The following is a 17,772-nucleotide window of genomic DNA, read 5'->3' on the forward strand; positions in this document are numbered from 1 at the left end:
ATCATTTTCATGAAACCGCATATCACAGTTCTCCGTCGAGCACCATTTCAAACTGATCTATCGGCATCGGCTTATAGAATGCGAAGCCCTGAATCAGGTCACAGCCTGCGGATTTTAAGAAATCTATCTGCTCCTGACGCTCCACTCCCTCGGCTACCGTGCTGATATTCAGTTCTTTCACCATGTCGATAATATATTTCAGAATCGTATGTTCCCGGTTCACGTCCAGGCTCACTCGGAAAAATCCCCCATCCAGCTTCAGCACATCGATAGGAAGATCTTTTAGAAGCCCCAGAGACGAGTAGCCGGTGCCAAAATCGTCAAGGGAACACAGAAATCCGTTGTCGTGCAGCGCTCTCACCACCTGCATCAGATACTCCTCGTGCTCAAACGCGGCCGACTCCGTCAGTTCAATCTCCAGCAGCTCGTCAGGAATCCCGTACTGCTTCTTGATGCTGGTGTAGACTGAGATAAAATCCGGGTTATAAAACTGTATTTTAGACACGTTGACGGAGACCGGCACCACGACCAGCCCTTTCTCCATGCGTTCATGCAGCCATATACACACCTTTTCGAAGACGTAACGATCCACTTTACCGATAAAGTGGTTCTTTTCGAGCACCGGAATAAAGAGCCCCGGGGAGAGCAGGCCATTACCCGGAACCGCCCATCGCACCAGCGCCTCCGCGCCTCTCACGACGCCGTCCTCCACGCCTACCTTGGGCTGCATATAGACGACGAACTCCTCATTATCCAGACCTTCCTGCATGCGGTCCTTCACCTTCATCTCCTCGATCAGCTTCTGCCGGATCTCATCGCCGTAGAACGCATAGTGCTTTCCCGGTTTGTTCTTGACTTCCTTCTGGGCGAAATTGGCCCGGTTGACCATCATCACCGCCTCCGGCTCTTCCACCAGATCTTCCGCACAGCAGATTCCGCATGCGATGGTCATCATGTGGCGGTTCGACTTGACAAGAGCGGAATTTAAGAACTCTTCATCAACCTGCTTCTGTGTCCTGAGCAGTTCTTCCCGGTTCTCGTAACGGCGCAGGAGTACGAACCGGTCCGCCACGTCGCGGCCCAGCAGTTCCCCTTCCTTCAGACGGCTCATGAGCAGCCGCGCGTAGCTTTTCAGCAGTTCATCCCCGTACGAGTATCCAAATACGTCGTTTACATACTTGAAATTTTCGAAATCAATATAGAGAACCGCGAATCTGGCATCGGTTTTCCGTTCCAGGATGCAGTTTACCTCGGAGTAAAACTTCTCCGTATGGTACGCCCCGGTCAGCTCATCTCTGGACGCCAGATCCTCCAGCTTTTCGTTGGTATCCTTTAATTGAAAGAATTTTCTTATGTAAAAATACATGGCAATTGCAAACGCGATGGCGCTGACCAGCGCTGTTGCCGAAATCATGCGCACCGTCCTTCCCGCCATGTCACTGGAATACTGCTCAATGGTAAAAACCGTGTTGTTGGCTATCTCAAACAGCCTCTCACTGGAATCGATCAGAAGGTCTGCACTCTCTCCCCGCCTCACCGCATCGATCTCTCCCCTCACAGTCTCCCACTGCCCCTTCAGCAGCCTTAAATTCATCTGATACAGCCTGCTGTCGGCAGAGACCAGGCCATACACTCCTTTTCCGGTCACCAGCTCGTCCAGGATATCTTCCACATACCCGATCAGATCATCGTCGGGGCGGCCGTTCGTCTCCAGCTTCACCACCCGCTGGGAAGCTCCCCTCACGATTCCCACATAATTAATCAGCTTCCCATAGTCCCGAATATCCGAAATCCGCTTAATCGAGACGGCGCTGATCGCCACGAGCAGGCCTAACAGCAGCGGAAACAGTATTCTTAAATGTTTTTTCATTGGTATCCCCCTGATCAGGTTTTTATTCTCCGGTCAGAATCCGGCTCATCCTGCGCACCGTGATCCGATCCCCTTCTTCCACCCTGCCGCAGAGCAGCGGTGAATGCACATCATACTCTGCTCTGCGCCTCATAACAGCGCCCTCGCTGTCATTGGCGTAGCAGTATTTGCAGCCGCACAGGCAGGTATCGTACGCCCCCGTTTCCACGCTCTCCACGCACCCGCACTCCGGCCTCTGGTTTTTGTCTTTCCTGACACGAATCGGAACGCCCATAATGCGTTCAATCATCGCCGGATCGACACAGCTTCCATGGCGGACTCCCACTTCGCTTAAATCCAAGGACTCCGCGCAGCTCTCCACCGTCATGCCATACTTCTCCGCCGTCTTTACGAATGTCTCGCCTGTTCGTCTCATGGTCTCTTCATCCGGCGTATTCAGAGGGATCCCCCTCATGTTGCGTTTCGTCTTCCCATAGCAGTCCAGAAAGCTGATGACCACCTTATCCGTACAGCCGCAGATTCCTTCTGCAATCGCTTCAAACGCACGGAAATGGTACTCCGCCGGGTATCTCTCATTGAAAAGCACCGGATCGTACCGCCACACCATGCGGTCCCGTCCAGCCGTTTCCGCAGTTTCGCGGAAGATACGGATCAGCTCGTGTTTGTCCGGAAGCCCCGGTTCTATGTCACGGCCGTATCCGGTCAGTGTAAACTGTATGTAATACGGGATTTCTCCCAGTTCTCCGATCCGTCTCATCATGGGGGCCGGATTCTTCGTCCAGAACACCACTAAATCCACCAGGTCGGGAGAGAGCATGATCTTGCTGACCTGGTGGCTGTTCATCGGATTCTTCACATAGAGAAATCCCTCTTTCATTCTATTGAAAAACCAGTCTGAATAATACTGTGGAATATCCGTCCTTCTGCTCACACTCAGTATCATGGCTGCGCTCCGTTTCTCTCAGGCTAAAGCCATTATACCCCATCAGAGAGCCTCCTTCAACCGTTCCACATTATTCTCCTCAAATTTAAGAAGCCGCTTCATCAGAGCCGTCACTTCCTTTTCCGCCTCTTTCTCATACTGATTGATCCGCTTGACCGCATCAATAATTCCCATATTGCTGCCCTGAATCAGCATTTCCGCAATATGAGAGGAAGACTTATCCATCAGGGTCTTCATATCAATCATCAGGTAGGCCATGATTTTTTCCAGGGCGCCGATTCCCTTCTCATCGTAGCCATGGCGGTTCAAAAGCTTTTTCGCTTCCTCATGAATCTGCTCGTACTCCTTAAGCTGTGCCTCAATCCGTTTCTTAAACGCCTCATTATCAATCATAGGAATCAGCTGATTTAAGGTCTCGACACCCATCTGGGAATTTTGATAAATAAAATTAAGCATTTCCGCGTCTGCGCTCATATCCAATACCTCTTTTCATATTATTATAGATTTCCATCATAGTATTGGGTAAAATGCGGCAATTCATTCTCCGGACAGCGGCGCAGAACGGAAAAAGCTTTTCAGCTTTATGTATAAAAGGAAGGCAATCCAGGGAAAATAATGGAGTATCCGCAGCAGACAACCTTAAACAATTATCACTATGACTGGAGGATTCTATGAATAAACAGCCTGTATTTTTAACGGACAGAGACCGCCTCGTGGTGCTGGAGGCCATAGCTGGAATGCCTAACGCAGCAGTCCCGGACAGCTTAAAACCATTTGAGGTACTGGAGCCCAACACCTCGGAAGGCGCTTCCGAAAAGCACCTCCCCATCATTGAAACCGACGGAAACCACGTGACCGTAAAGGTCGGAAGCATCTTCCATCCCATGAGCGAGGAACACAACATCGGATGGGTCTGCTTACAGACAAAGGCCGGGGTTATCATGCGGGTGCCCTTAGATTCCGCCTGCGAGCCGGTCGCCCACTTTACGCTGGAGGACGGCGATACACCGAAGGCGGCCTACGCCTGGTGTAACCTTCACGGTTTCTGGAAGACCGAGGCATAAAACCCAAGGGTCTCACCTGTACAGAGAAGCATCCCAGACCGTTTCAGGACGCGGGATGCTTCTTTTCTGTCTTCCATTCAAGTAATTTCTCAGTAAGCTCCGGATCGAACTGGCGGCCCTTGCACCGCTCAAATTCTTCCAGGATCATCATTTCATCTTTGTACCTCGTACCTCTTCCATTCAAACCGTACTTCATGCGGTCATAGGCGTCCGCGATTGCCAGGACACGTGCTTCAAACGGGATTTGTTCACCGGCCAGGCCGCGGGGATAGCCCGTACCGTCCCAGTTTTCATGGTGGTAGAGCACTGCCTCCGCGTATACGGCAGTGTCACCGTTGGCATGGAGGATCCGGCCGCCCACCTCCGGATGGCGCAGAACTTCTCTCTGTTCCGTCTCCGTCAGCATGCCGTTTTTATTGAGTATTTCGTCGGAAATGGAGGCCATTCCAATATCATGCAGAAGTCCGGCACTGCATAAGCAGGCCACCTCTTCTTCCCTGAGCCCCATCCATGTTCCGAAGTCATTGATGAACTGCCTGATTCTCAGACTGTGGTCTCTCACCTGGCAGTTACGTTCAAACAGCGATTCCAGAATCATATGAACAGCCCCATTAAAGCGGCTGCCGCCTCTGACCTGTTTACGGCTGTACATCATATCCTCGGCTGCGGCCACGATGAAAGACAGCTCTTCCTCCGGTGTATTCTTTGTGGCGGCGCCCCAGGAGAAGCTGAGGGGAATTCCTGAGATGGACTTCTCTTCCATGGCCTTTTTCGCCTCCTGCATATAGCGGCGCACCGTTTCCAGATTCGTCCTCGGAAACAGGATTACAATCTCGTCGCCGCCGACCCGCATCAGTGTATACTCCGGTCTGGCGTTTCGTTTCAGCTCATCCACAATGATTTTGATCGCCTGGTCGCCGAACTCGTGGCCCAGCGTATCATTGATAATTTTCAAACCGTCGATGTCCACCATGGACACGGACAGCGGAAGATTCTCCAGCACATCCATGTCATGCATCTCTTCTTTATAAAACTGGCGGTTGTAGATTCCGGTCAGCGGATCATGCACGCTTCGGTTCCAGAAGTCTCTCTGTCTCTTCTTCAGTTCCGTAATATCCGTGATCACGCTCCGGAGCAGATTGCTGCTCACCAGTTCCTCTATGCCTGGGATCTCCACCTCTTCCCGATAACAGTTGGTGGTTACCATGACATCCCGGATCTCATCCGCACCCCGGATCTGGACTTCGATGGATTCCGGCGTTTTCTTCTTCAGCACTCTCTGGATCATTAAGTACAGTTCATCCTGAAATTCAGGCAGAACATACCGCGGAAAGCGGTGTATCTGGCATTCCTGCGGGGGGAAGCCCAGAAGACGGCAGAGTGTGTTGTTGGCCGCTATGATCTGGCCGTTGTGGTTGTATACCACGTATCCTGCAGGCGCATCCTCATAGAGCCGCTGGTATCTCTGCTTCAGCAGCTCATTTTCCTGCATAATCCGTTTCATCTCTTCATTCTGGAACAGGAGTTCCTGGTAATAGATACTTAAGTCGCTGATGCCGGCTTTTTTCTTTTCTTCCATTTCTACACCTCTTAATACTCATTTTCCTCTCCTTACGGAGCAGAGTTTCTACAGCCCCCCAGCCTTACTCTGCCTGTTCTTCACACAACACATCTGCCTTAAATGCTCAAAATGTACCATTTGATAAAGTATAGTATATCATATCATATTTCCAAAAAGAAGATATTTTTAAAATTTTCATTTATTGTCAATCCACATGGTCTGTGATAAAATATTTTCAGTATTTTACCAGCAGAAAGGATGCCCTATGGACAGAGATTCACGCCTGTACCGTTACATCTACGAATTCTATGTTACCCGGATTCAATCGGGCTACTATATAAAAGGAGACGCCATCCCTTCTATTCATGAAATATCCGAAACATTTGGCGTATCCGACAAAACCACACGGCGGATGCTCCGTCAGCTGAAGGAGGATGGATTTATCTCTTCCGGAAGCGGGCGGTCCTCTGTCGTGATCAAAGACTTCAGCAACGAGGATCACGCCGATTTCTGCCGGACCTATTATCTGGCCCACAAGGATGCGGCCCTGGAGCTGCAGTGTCTGAGGCGCTCGTTTCTCTCTTCCATACTGTTCCCCGCGTTCTGCCGCCTGCCGGCCGACCAGAGAGAGAAGCTGTCACAGTACCTTTCCAGAGTGCGGCGCTGGGATTTCCGGGCTTTTATCGACTTTTTCTGCACCGTGCTGGACAGCCTGGGGAATCCCCTTCTTGCCAGCCTCTTTACAGAGAGCACCATGTTCGGCCATCTCTCAGACTTATACTTGATGACTGACGCCAGCTATTCTGATTTCTATTTTGACCGTCTGGCGAAATATATGGAAGATCTCCTGACATGCCATGCTGCGGAAGATTTCGGCGGGATCAAACGGCTGCTGGATCAGATCAGCCAGCTCCGGGCGGAGAAGCTGCGGAAGAACCTGGAAGCTTCCTATGCCGGAACCGGTCAGCCGGTTCCGGATCCGGTTCCGTTCCGCTGGTACATCACCAAGGGCAGAATCGAACGCAGATCCTTTACCGCACAGATTCTCCTTCACCGAATTCTATGCCGTCAATACCAGCCGGGGGAGTTCCTGCCGTCTGTCTCGCAGCTTGCGGAGGAATTTTCCGTGGCGGAGATCACCATACGCCGGAGTCTTTCGCTGCTGGTCAGTTTTAACGCGGTCAAAACGTTGAACGGCAAGGGCACGATGGTCCTGGATATCGTGAACCAGCAGGCCATGCAGTTTTCTCAGTCCGAGGAGTGCCAGAAAGAACTGCTTCTCTCCCTGGAGGCCTTTCAGGTGCTGGCACTGACAGCCGGGAGCATCTCCAGCGTATTCTTTCCTGATATTCCCGCTGACACGCTGGCATTTTACGCGGAGCAGATGAGGGAATGTGTACACCAGGAGGACTGCTACAGGCACTATAGGACGTGTTTCGACCTGTTCTATGCCATGGGAAACAGCGCTCTCTCGGAGGTATGCAGCCAGCTCATGTGGCAGACACTCTGGCCCATCTCCTGCCGCAGTCTATGGCTCACTCCCGGGGAGACGGCATCCATTATGAAGGTCCTGTTACGCTCTCTGGAAGAGCGGGACGCGAAGCTGTTTTCCCGGGCATCCAGCCGGTTGTTTCTCCGAACCTTTCAGACTGTTCGCAAAGGATTGATCGATGGCGGCGTAAAGGAAGCCGCTCATGTGGCCTGGATCGAGGAGACGGAGGAATGGCCGCCGGAATGACGCGGTCCGCGTGATATGGAAAAAGGCCCTGAAAGTTTGCATTTGCAGCTTTCAGAGCCTTCTTTTATGTTCTTATTCGTTTTATATTCTTATTCCTTCTATATTCTTATAACCTCTGGCGGATGCTTTTCACATCTCCGTTCTTTGACAGTTTCTTTACTCCCAGCACGTTTCCGTCCAGCCCGGTAATCACCTTGACGCCCGGTCCGGCTTCAAATACCTTTCTTCCATTCATAAAGCCTTCCGCCCCATTTCCATTCTGAACCAGTTTAAAGGAACGGTCTCCCCAGATCTGTTCATAAACACTCTCATGGCCGCCCACGGTTCCCCAGAAGACCGCGTCATGCTCGATATGGACGCCGTACATGCGGGCCGCATACTCCAGAACCGACAGAAGGGCAGGTCCGTAACAGTCCTGTTCTCCATCCAGACAGACAAGGGACGGCTCCGCCGTAAACGGGTCATACTGCTGGACGAAGACGCAGTCCCTGCCGATGGCCCGAAACAGCTTTTCGCCCAGTTCCGGGATCAGGCTGTCGTACCCGTAATTTTCCAAAGCCCGGATGGCCCGCTGGTACGTCAGTGCCTCCGCCTGGCCGCTCCAGTCGTTGGTCGTCACATTCCGAAACAGCGGATCGTTTACCGCGACCGAGGGAAGCGGCATATGCGTCCAGAATTCCTCCGGATTCAGCAGATGTTCCTTTACGAAACGGTCGGCCATCGGCTGGGTAAAGCTGTTCCAGTACATGGCCCGCAGATTGTTATGGGTCATCGTGCGCAGCACCCGGTGATTCTTGTCCCGGTCGAAGCAGGCGCCCGCGGTGTCATCCCACAGATAGGACCGGATTTTATCCTGCACGCAGGCCGCCTTCTCCTTCCAGAACGCTTCCCTCCTGATGTCTTTTTGGATTCTGCTGATCTTCGCCAGCGTTTCCCTTGAGGCATAGGAAAAGCTCATAATATCCATGGAAGCCATGGGTACCACGCTGCATCCTTCCGGGGGCACTTCCTCGCTCCAGTCGTTGGGGGCGTCCCCGTACCGGAGGGCATGATCTTCTCCCGTGTCGTATTTGCACCAGGTCTCCAGACAGCCGTCACCGTCGGAATCCCGCACGCGCCATAAGTAGCTGTCAAAGCGTTCCAGCGTGGTGTAGAGCAGATCGAGATATCCCGGATCCTTTCCCATTAAGTAGTATACATTCAGCGCAGCGGAGGGAAAACAGAAGCCCTGAAATTTGTTGAACTGCGGAGTAATCCTGCCGTTTTCACAGGCTACGCTTCCGGGTATTCTGCCGTCCTCTCTCTGATTTTCCATAAAGAGCAACTGATTGTTGATTCCCGCCTCCAGATTGCGTTTGGCGTACATCTCACCGCCCATGGGCTGCGTTTCCAGCCATATTTTCTCGTAACCGCCGCCTTCGATCAGCACCAGTCTGTCTTCAAACCGTTTCAGATTCTCTCTGGACTTTTCTTCAGCCGTGTCCACCAGCTTTTGCAGCAGGTCATCGGAGGTCTGAAAGGATACACTTGTTTGATTTTTCACACTCATTTCCTCTCTGTGTCATAGTATTGCTGTGATCATCCCTTGATACCGCTCGTGCTGATTCCCTCTACCAGATACCGGTTGAAGAACAGGAAAATCAGGAATACCGGAATCAGGGACAGGGTGGACATGGCGAACATGGCACCGTAGTCGGTCGTGGAAGTGGAATCCGCAAAATTCTTGATCGCCACGGAGGCGGTGTACATCTTCGGCTTGCTCAAATAGATCATCGGTGACATGAAATCGTCCCATTTCCAGTAGAACTGAATGATGATTGTGGTTACGATGGATGGCTTTAAAAGCGGCAGGAATATCTTTGTGAATATCGTATATTTGCTGCATCCGTCTATGATGGCTGCTTCGTCTAAATCTCTCGGAATACCGGATCCGAACTGCATCATCTGGTAGATGAAGAAGGCCTGGCCGAAGAAATGCGGCAGGATTAACGGAAGATACGTTCCGACGAAGCCAAGTTTGTTGTATATGATGTACTGCGGCACCAGAATGATCTGTGTCGGGATCATCATGGTGCAGATCATGGCCGTGAACCAGATATTTCTTCCTTTGTATTTCACCCTCGAAAATGCATAAGCCACACAGGCCGACGACAGTACCGTGGCAAGGGTCGAAACAGCGGCTACGAAAAATGAGTTGGAGAAGAAGGTGGCGAAGCTGATTCCGCCGAATCCCTTCCAGCCATTGGCAAAGTTTTCCACTCTCCAGGCCGGGGGAATCAAATTCATTCCTCCGTTTAAAATCTCCGTGTTATTTTTGAGTGAGCCGCTGATCATCCAGAGCACCGGATATATCATGAGGAGTCCGAACAGGCACACAAACAAATGGTAAAGGACTGCTTCGATTTTGTGTTTTTTCGTCATAATCTTTTTCCCCCTCCTTATTGATCCGCCTCAGAAAATACCCAGAACTTCGAGGATTTGAACAGGATCAGTGTAATTACGCTGATTAAAACCAGCATGAGCCAGCTCATCGCACTCGCATACCCCATGTTGGACCATTTGAATGCGTGGTTGTAGACATAGAGGGCATAGAAGTTGGTCGCGTCGTTGGGACCTCCCTGTGTGATGACAAACGCCTGCGTAAATGCCATAAATGCCGTGATGGTCTGCATTACCAGGTTATAGAGAATGATGGGGGAAAGGCATGGAAGCGTGATGCTTAAGAAACGCTGCCATTTGTTCGCGCCGTCAATCTCCGCCGCCTCGTAATAGCTGCCCGGTATCTCCTTCAGACCTGCTGCGAAAATAATCATGGAAGAACCGAACTGCCATGCCGACATTAAGACCAGGATTCCCATGGACAGCTTCGGATCACCGAGCCATGACAGCTTTTGAAGTCCCAGGGAAGCCAGGATCGTGTTGGCAAGGCCCTTTCTGGAAAAAATGGTCTTCCACACGAGGGCTACCGCGATACTTCCGCCGATTAAGGACGGTACGTAATACAGGGAACGGTAAAATGTCACGCCGCGCCTTCCCTGTGTCAGCAAATACGCCACGAACAGCGCAAAAATCAGCTTCGTCGGCACGGATGTAACGACATAAATCAGGGTTACTTTTACGGAATTGATAAATCGCTCATCTTTTAAGAGTTCCAGATAGTTTTTGATTCCGATAAATGCCGGTGTCTGGCCCAGTTTATAATCGGTTACCGAATAGTACATGGAAACCGCAATCGGTATCAGGGTGAATGCCAGAAAACCGATAATGAACGGGAGCGAAAAAATATAGCCCACCGTATTGTCGTTGTACCAGAACTTTTTTCTGCTGGTCTTCCTTTCTTCCATTGGTCATTTCCTCCATTTTTTTGCGCAGAAAAGGCAGGTGAGGTGAATTCTATAGGGGCTGGTCCCACCTGCCTTTGATATTGGGATTGGAATTGGGATTGCATCCCGTTAGTCCGCCATGCACCTCGATTCCGCTTCGCACCTCGAGTCCGCCATGCACCTCGATTCCGCTTCGCACCTCGAGTCCGCCATGCACCTCGATTCCGCTTCGCTCCATCTCGGTCACGGGCTTCGCCCTATGAAAAAGGACAAACCCAGATATGCTTATGTGCGAGCACAACGCATATCTGCATTTGCCCTTTTTCGCATGGCTCATTGCTAGCGCGTAAATTTACTCTCCGCAAATTCGACTAATTGTTTTGCTGCATCCTCTGGGGTTACATCTCCGTACTGTACTTTCTCAATCAGCAGCTTATACTGATCTTCTATCTCCGTCTTTGGGTCGGGGCTGATTACATTACAGTCTTCTTTGGGGAAGTTGCCGATTTTGTCTACGAAATCGTAGATCATCTTGTTGCTGTCATCTGCCTGCTCCATAACTACGTCTCTTACTTTCGACATGATCGGTACACCACGCTCGCCGTTTAATACTTTATTGGCTTCGATGTCATTCACAAAGTAATTGATGAACCTGGCTGCTTCTTCTTTGTTTTTGGAGCTCTTGGCCATACATAACTGCTGGGAGGACTGTACGCCCATTCCGTAGGAACCGTCCTCTGTGATTCGTGGTACCGGCGCAATCTTGATTTCTCTGCCGGCAGCATTGACGATAGAGGCGATCTGGTTGGAAGATACCCAGGTCATGGCTGCGTCTTCTGTTACCAGATAGTCGCCTTCGATGTCCTTGATCTCCTTGATCGCACCTGCATCAGGATACGATCCCGCATCGGTTAAATCCTTGATCATCTGCATATACGATGCAAAGGTGGCAGTATCCGTAAATTCCAGGCCATCGTTGGTCTTCTTGAAGAAGTTGCCGTCCTTCTCAGCCTGAGAAGCTCTCTGCGTTACACCTGCGATAAAGTTGTCCATCTTTGAGCTTCCGTAGATTCCCAGCTTTTCGGTAATCGCCAGGCAGTCAGCCTTCCACTCATCCCATGTCCAGTTATCGGACGGCTCTTCCAGTCCCGCTTCCGCAAACATGGCCGGATCATAGGCGATTCCGTAGGTGTTGGTTCCGATGGAGATTCCTACCTGGGTACCGTCGTTGTCTCTCGTGGTCGCCAGGAAGTTCTCTGTGGTGTCGCTTACATCAATGGTTCCAGCTTCGATGTAGGCGTCCATCGGCTCAATGCTGTTTATATATTTCGGGAAGTTTCCGCCCATCTGGAAGATATCCCATACATCATCTGCTGCCACCAGGGTGTCCAGCTTTGTGAAGTAGCTGTCAAAATCATAAAACTCCGCCTCAATATGTACGTTTGGATTCTGTTCCTCATACATTTCGATTACTTTGTTGGTGGCGTCATGTCTCGTCTGTGATCCCCACCACGCCATGCGAAGTGTGATCTGCTCTCCGGCCGCCGCCGATTCTTTTCCGCTGTCCGCTGCCTGTGTATTTGTCTCAGCTTTCTGTCCGCCGCATGCGGTCAGTGATGCTGCCATAATAGCTGCTGTTGTCAGTGCCATAAGTCTTCTTAATTTCATAATTGATCCCCTTTTACACCTTTCGCTGTCTTTGTTCTCACGGGTTACCTGCTTAAGCTTTTCCGGATCCGATACGTTTCTGTAAACATATCTTACTATTTAAGACTTATTTTTTCAACCAATTTGGGCACTTTCACCAATCCATCAAAAAATCTCCAGTTTTTGCACTATATTGACTGGTTTTCTTCATCCTCATTCTTTTTTCGCTTGGATTTACGGTACTGCAGTGGAGACATCCCCACATATTTCTTAAAAACACGGTCAAAATAGGATAATCTTTCATATCCCAGCTTTTGAGAAATTTCCTCCATGGACAGCGACTCATCCAGCAGCATATCCCTGGCATGACCGATTCTCTGGCAGTTGATAAATTCGTTTACGGTAAAATTAGTCACCTCTTTGAAGATCCGGCTTAAATAGCTTTTGTCCATGTAGAAGATTCCAGCCAGGTCCTCCAGTCCGTAGACCTCCGAGTAATGCTCCATAATATACTGGATTATCTCCCTTGCCTTGGCGTAACGGAGCATCTTTCCGTTTGGCATGTTGTACTCCTCACACCTTGTGCCCGCGCCATACAGCATGGATACTATAACGGAGATCAGAAGATTCTTTACCTCCGCGGGCGCGCAGGATCTCTTCTGCACCATCACCTCTTCCATCTTTTTGAGCTTTTTCTCCACTGCCGCCAGATGTTTTCCCTCCAGCCGGTAAACGCCGTGATAATTTGTGAAAAAACCGATCAGGTCCAGCTCCATGGCCTTTCCCATGCTGACCAGCCATTTCTCATCCACCTCAATCAATATTCTCTCGTGGTATTTTCCCCCGATCACATTGGTGAAGGGGATCTGCCGTTTGTCGATGAAGGTAAGCGTTCCCCTGTCCATCCGGTAGCTTTTGCTCCCCTGATAGAAAAAACGTTCCCCATCCAGAATATAATAAATCTGGTATTCATTTTTATAAAATCCGATCGTCTCCGTTAGATCACAGTCCCTGGCGACGTGGCTGATTCCGATTCCGTCGCATTTTCCCGTGAAAAATACTTCTTTCATGATAGTTCCGCTACGCGCAGCGTGTCCTCCTCCTCAATCAGACGGTAAAATACCGGATGCTCCTTCAGATGCTCGTTCGGCGTATGCAGGGTCAGATACAGTTCTCCGGAAATGCTCTCAAATATCATGCCGTGACCACCGTCCTTTAAAAACAGCAGGCGGTCATCCTGTGTCCATTTACCCGTAATGTCCCCGTTATCCGAGTAAGCCAGCGCCTCTGTATAGCCCTCTTTTCCAAAGCTGGACCAGAGCATAATCAGGCGTCCGCCGCCTGTCCGGTAAAGATACGGGCCATCTGTCACGTAATGAAGTCCCGGCCGGTTTTTATTGGTAATCGTCTGCACCCATCCCACTGCCTCCGAAGCATGGAACAGGGTCACCGGTTCGGACACGGCTTCCTTTAAGTCGCGGCTCAGCTCCACGGCGCAGATACTGCCATCCGATATCTGCACCCACTCATGGACAAACACCATATACGGCGTCCCGTCAGGTGATACATAGAATGTGCCGTCGATACACTCCCAGTCCTTCGGCGTGATCTGGCAGTCACTGTACATGACGAACGGCCCCAGCGGACTCTCCGACTTCAAGATCGCAGTTCCCCCATGAACGCTGCTGTCCTTAAAGGTTGCAAACATATAATAAAATTCCTGGTACTTGTGCACTTCCGGAGCCCAGCAGTTCCGATCTGCCCAGAAGTCCTCCGGTTTATGGAACACTTCGAACGGTCCGTCCCAATCCTCCATGTCTTTACTGACATAACAGTCGAAACCGTCTGCCTCCCCCCAGCAGGTAGCGGCCCTCGTTCCGTACATATAATACGTTCCGTCCTCCACAAGTACAAATGGATCTCTGATGTTAATTTCTGTGTTTTTCATGATGTTCTTCTCCTTCCGGCAAAGCCGTTATCCTTATTTTTTTCATCATATCACAAAACTCCAAGAAAGAACATACCCGTATTTTTTAGCGGCCCCGCGGCATTTTTTGGTCATTTTGACGGTATTTCTACCAATTTTTGTTTGTTAATTATTAAACATTTATTGACTTCATGTCGTCTATTTGTTAAACTACAAACAAATGATGCTAATGAGACGAAGAGTAAGGCATGTGTTTACATGACAGCCTTGCTCTTTTTTTATGTATTTTTAAGCGGAGTGAACTGACCGTACCGTTTCCCAATCCTGTAAAAGAAGGGGGGCTTTTATAAACAGCGGGAGCGTACGGCCTGATTGCTAATAAAACTAAGGAGAAGAGAGATGAAGCTATCAACAACAACATTGTTTTATGGTCCTAGACCGGACGGAAGTGTGGCGCCCATGCTGGAGAGTATTCGCAGAATTCACAGGGCGGGCTTTAGAGATTTAGATCTTAACTTTGCGTGGACCAGAAGGCATAAGACAGAGTTGTTCTATCAGAACTGGAGAGAATGGATACAGGAGTGCAGGAGTCTGATCGGGGAACTGGGGATGACGGTCAGCCAGTCACACGCTCCATTCTATAATGTGATCGATCCGGACTACCCCTATCGGGAAGAAGAGGAGGAGATGGTGCGCCGTTCTATCATCGCTTCGTCGGAGCTGGGGGCCGGTATCGTAGTCATTCACGGCGGTTCCCTGCCATACTGCCCGGATTACCGGAAAAACAAGCGGGAAAATATCGAGTACTTAAAACCGCATTTGGAACTGGCCGCCGAGTATGGGGTAAAAATAGCCATCGAAAATCTATTCGACATCAACGACAGTGAAAAACGGGTTCGTGTTCCCCGTTATCTGGCAGATCCGGAAGATTTAATCGATCTGGTGGATACACTGCACCAGTCCTATGACAATGTGGGGATTGTCTGGGATTTCGGCCATGCCAATCTGATGCACTGGAACCAGCCGGAATGTCTTGAAATGATGGGAGACCGCCTGATTGCCACCCATGTTCAGGACAATTACGGTGTCATTGACGACCATCTGCTGCCCTATCTCGGTACAATAGAATGGGAGCCCATCATGAAGACCTTAAAGAAAATCAACTATCAGGGGGCGTTCGCCTACGAAACACATAAAATGACGGACCGCCTGCCGGATCCAATGATCGATGCAATGATGCGTTATGCGTATGAACTGGGGGTATATTTACTTACGCTGGCGAACTAAAAAGGAGGAGAGACTATGATAAAAAGATATTTGGCGGGGATTGCATTACTGACTGTTATCACCATGAGCGGATGTTCCGCAAAAGTTCAGGAAACAACGGCGGATGCCGGCACCACACCGGCTGCCAGCGCACCGGCCGCCGAGGCGGCTGCGGACTCAGGAGCCGCTTCCGATGTGATAGAGATCGAATTCTGGCATGCGCTGGAGAACCAGTATGAGGAGACATTAAACCGTGTAGTCGGTGACTTCAACAGTACACACGACAGCATCGTGGTAAAACCCATGTATATCGGGAATTATTCCGCATTAAACGAGGCCATCGTCTCGGCAAATGCAGCCAATACGAATCTTCCCGGCGTCGCCATGGCCAATATCCCTTATGTCACGGGCTACGGCGCAGGCGGCCTGTGTGAAGACCTGGGGCCTTATATCCAGCGCGACGGATTTGAGATTGACGACTTCGGCGAAGGTCTGATTCAGGCTGCGAAATACGAGGATGTCCAGGTTGCCCTTCCATTTCTCGTATCCACGGAAGTGGTCTATTACAACAGGGATTTAATGAAGGAGTTAGGTCTGGAGATGCCGAAGACCTGGGATGAGATGCCCCAGTTTTTAGAGAAGGCCTCCGATGTCGGCGCGGATGGCAAGACCAACCGCTACGGCATGATTATCCCCGGCTGGATCACCTGGTACTACGAACCATTCTTTGTAAACAACGGAGTCCAGATGGTTACACCGGAAGGCAGGACAGACCTGGCCTCTGATAATTCCATCAAACTGGTTTCCCAGTTAAAAGACTGGTGCCAGAAGGGCTACACCTACCTTGCCACCGGAGAAGACGCGGCTTCCGTCATGCGTCAGAACTTTATTGACGGAAAGGCTTTATCCATCGTTTATACCAGTTCCTTGTTTGACACCATGGCGGACAGCTGCAGCTTTGACGTGGGGATGGAATGGCTGCCCGGAGGCAAGACAAAGGAACAGGAATTAGGCGGAAATGTCTTATTCCTCCCGGCCAAGAACGATCAGAAGGTAAAGGATGCCTCCTGGGAATTCCTCTCTTACTTAATGAGCAAGGAGGTCAATATGATCTGGGCTTCCGAGTCTGGATATCTGCCCACCAGAAAATCGGTGCAGGAGACTGACGAAGGCAAGGCCTTCCTGGAGAAGAAACCGGAGTTTCAGATTATTTTCGACAATCTGGATGTCATCACACCCGGAATTCAGCGTTCCGACTGGAGCCAGGCGTCCACCACCTGGAAAAACTGGATGGACGAAATCATTCAGGAGGATCTGGACGTAGAATCTGCTCTAACTGAAATGGCAGAAGAAATAGATGAAATACTGGGGGACTCATAAAGGAGAACGGCGTTGAAGGAACGAAGAGTATCACTGCTTGAAAAGACAGAACTTTTTGTATTGGACATGGATGGAACCTTTTATCTTGGAGAACACATTTTAGAGGGAGCCCTGGAATTTCTGCAGACGCTTGAGGAGACAGGGAGGCGCTATCTGTTCTTCACCAACAATTCCTCTAAGTCCTCCGAGTCCTACATCGAGAAGCTCAGACGCATGGACTGCTCCATCGACTCCAGCCAGATCATGACCTCCGGAGACGTGATGATCGAATATCTGAAGCATTATTATCCGGAAAAGACCGTCTATCTGCTGGGAACGCCTACGCTGTGCAAAAGCTTTCAAAAGGCCGGCATCCCTCTGACCGAAGAGCGGCCGGACCTTGTGGTGGTGGGGTTTGATACGACGCTTACCTATCACAAGCTGGAACGGGCGTGCAGTTACATCCGGGATGGGGCGGCATTTCTCGCTACCCATCTGGATATCAACTGCCCGACAGAGGACGGATTCATACCTGACTGCGGCTCCTTCTGTGCGGCGATCACGCTGTCCACAGGAAAAACGCCTAAGTATGTGGGAAAACCATTTCCGGAGACCGTCGAGATGATCTTAGAAAAGACGGGCGCCGCCAGAGATCGTACCGCCTTCGTCGGAGACCGCCTGTACACAGACGTGGCCGCCGGCGTAAATAACGGAGCCGCCGGTCTGCTGGTCCTGACGGGGGAGACGAAGAGAGAGGATCTCGATCACGCAAAGGTTTGCCCTGACGGTGTCTACCTCTCCTTAAAGGAGATGGGGGAGTTGTTAAGGGGATAACATTTAATACGGTCCGACAACAGGAACAAGGCGTCCCTGGCACAAATTTTTATAGATAATAAAAAGGGGCTGTGAAAAAAGTCCAAAAAAGAACGCTTTCAGGTATGAAACCTGGAGGCGTTCTTCTTTTTGTGGTAAAATTAAACTACCATGAATAACATTACCGAGAAATATTATAGCCTAAAACAGGGAAGATTACCACTGTTTCTTTCAGATTGTCTGGATATCTGTGATCCGGTA

Annotated in this window: 16 protein-coding genes; 5 read left to right on the forward strand and 11 right to left on the reverse strand. The window is 50.3% G+C overall.

Annotated features, from left to right (window positions below; translation table 11 throughout):
- Positions 1–22: 22 nt before the first annotated feature.
- The 3 genes from DFR60_RS27000 to DFR60_RS27010 are packed head-to-tail and all read right to left on the reverse strand — an operon-like array spanning position 23 to position 3,287.
- Entirely contained in the window at positions 23–1,870 is a 1,848-nt protein-coding gene (locus tag DFR60_RS27000; protein ID WP_110326052.1) for a putative bifunctional diguanylate cyclase/phosphodiesterase, read from the reverse strand.
- A 22-nt stretch (positions 1,871–1,892) separates the two neighbouring features.
- Positions 1,893–2,813: a DUF1848 domain-containing protein gene (locus DFR60_RS27005; RefSeq protein WP_110326053.1), complete on the reverse strand. Its 921-nt coding sequence runs from the start codon at positions 2,811–2,813 to the stop codon at positions 1,893–1,895.
- A gap of 42 nt (positions 2,814–2,855) precedes the next feature.
- The gene (locus DFR60_RS27010; protein WP_002605144.1) at positions 2,856–3,287 is read right to left on the reverse strand and encodes a hypothetical protein; all 432 of its coding nucleotides are present in this window, start codon (positions 3,285–3,287) and stop codon (positions 2,856–2,858) included.
- A 197-nt stretch (positions 3,288–3,484) separates the two neighbouring features.
- On the opposite strand from DFR60_RS27010, the gene DFR60_RS27015 reads away from it, so the two are divergent.
- On the forward strand, positions 3,485–3,877 hold the full coding sequence (locus tag DFR60_RS27015) for a desulfoferrodoxin family protein (RefSeq protein WP_110326055.1): 393 nt from the start codon (positions 3,485–3,487) through the stop codon (positions 3,875–3,877).
- Positions 3,878–3,920: 43 nt separating this feature from the next.
- On the opposite strand, the gene DFR60_RS27020 is transcribed toward DFR60_RS27015, so the two are convergent.
- Positions 3,921–5,456 carry a diguanylate cyclase gene (locus DFR60_RS27020; protein ID WP_110326057.1) on the reverse strand — a complete coding sequence of 512 codons (1,536 nt, stop codon included), beginning with the start codon at positions 5,454–5,456 and terminating at the stop codon, positions 3,921–3,923.
- 247 nt (positions 5,457–5,703) lie between these two features.
- Here DFR60_RS27020 and DFR60_RS27025 point away from each other — a divergent pair, with 247 nt between their 5' ends.
- Positions 5,704–7,176: a GntR family transcriptional regulator gene (locus DFR60_RS27025; RefSeq protein ID WP_167437744.1), complete on the forward strand. Its 1,473-nt coding sequence runs from the start codon at positions 5,704–5,706 to the stop codon at positions 7,174–7,176.
- Between the two features lie 106 nt (positions 7,177–7,282).
- Here the strand turns inward: DFR60_RS27025 and DFR60_RS27030 are convergent, their stop codons facing one another.
- The 7 genes from DFR60_RS27030 to DFR60_RS27060 all read right to left on the reverse strand — a co-directional run bounded on the left by DFR60_RS27030 (position 7,283) and on the right by DFR60_RS27060 (position 14,094).
- On the reverse strand, positions 7,283–8,725 hold the full coding sequence (locus tag DFR60_RS27030) for an MGH1-like glycoside hydrolase domain-containing protein (RefSeq protein ID WP_110326061.1): 1,443 nt from the start codon (positions 8,723–8,725) through the stop codon (positions 7,283–7,285).
- Between the two features lie 29 nt (positions 8,726–8,754).
- Positions 8,755–9,597 (reverse strand): carbohydrate ABC transporter permease, encoded by an 843-nt coding sequence (locus tag DFR60_RS27035; protein WP_002605151.1) that lies wholly within the window; start codon positions 9,595–9,597, stop codon positions 8,755–8,757.
- 17 nt (positions 9,598–9,614) lie between these two features.
- Complete coding sequence (locus tag DFR60_RS27040; RefSeq protein ID WP_002605152.1) at positions 9,615–10,520, reverse strand: carbohydrate ABC transporter permease; 906 nt, start codon at positions 10,518–10,520, stop codon at positions 9,615–9,617.
- A 49-nt stretch (positions 10,521–10,569) separates the two neighbouring features.
- Entirely contained in the window at positions 10,570–10,746 is a 177-nt protein-coding gene (locus DFR60_RS30700; RefSeq protein WP_207659578.1) for a hypothetical protein, read from the reverse strand.
- Between the two features lie 92 nt (positions 10,747–10,838).
- Positions 10,839–12,167 (reverse strand): ABC transporter substrate-binding protein, encoded by a 1,329-nt coding sequence (locus DFR60_RS27050; RefSeq protein WP_110326063.1) that lies wholly within the window; start codon positions 12,165–12,167, stop codon positions 10,839–10,841.
- A gap of 167 nt (positions 12,168–12,334) precedes the next feature.
- Positions 12,335–13,216 (reverse strand): helix-turn-helix domain-containing protein, encoded by an 882-nt coding sequence (locus DFR60_RS27055; protein WP_110326065.1) that lies wholly within the window; start codon positions 13,214–13,216, stop codon positions 12,335–12,337.
- Positions 13,213–14,094, reverse strand: coding sequence for a glycoside hydrolase family 43 protein (locus tag DFR60_RS27060; RefSeq protein ID WP_110326067.1), 882 nt, complete (start codon positions 14,092–14,094; stop codon positions 13,213–13,215). The genes DFR60_RS27055 and DFR60_RS27060 overlap by 4 nt, the downstream gene beginning before the upstream one ends.
- A gap of 378 nt (positions 14,095–14,472) precedes the next feature.
- On the opposite strand from DFR60_RS27060, the gene DFR60_RS27065 reads away from it, so the two are divergent.
- Genes DFR60_RS27065 through DFR60_RS27075 form a run of 3 tightly spaced genes read left to right on the forward strand, consistent with a single transcriptional unit; the run spans position 14,473 to position 17,532 of the window.
- Positions 14,473–15,360 (forward strand): sugar phosphate isomerase/epimerase family protein, encoded by an 888-nt coding sequence (locus tag DFR60_RS27065; protein WP_110326069.1) that lies wholly within the window; start codon positions 14,473–14,475, stop codon positions 15,358–15,360.
- 15 nt (positions 15,361–15,375) lie between these two features.
- Entirely contained in the window at positions 15,376–16,719 is a 1,344-nt protein-coding gene (locus DFR60_RS27070; protein WP_110326071.1) for an ABC transporter substrate-binding protein, read from the forward strand.
- A gap of 12 nt (positions 16,720–16,731) precedes the next feature.
- Entirely contained in the window at positions 16,732–17,532 is an 801-nt protein-coding gene (locus tag DFR60_RS27075; RefSeq protein WP_207659579.1) for an HAD-IIA family hydrolase, read from the forward strand.
- Positions 17,533–17,772: the final 240 nt, after the last annotated feature.

It is taken from the genome of Hungatella effluvii, from assembly GCF_003201875.1.
Classification (GTDB): domain Bacteria; phylum Bacillota; class Clostridia; order Lachnospirales; family Lachnospiraceae; genus Hungatella; species Hungatella effluvii.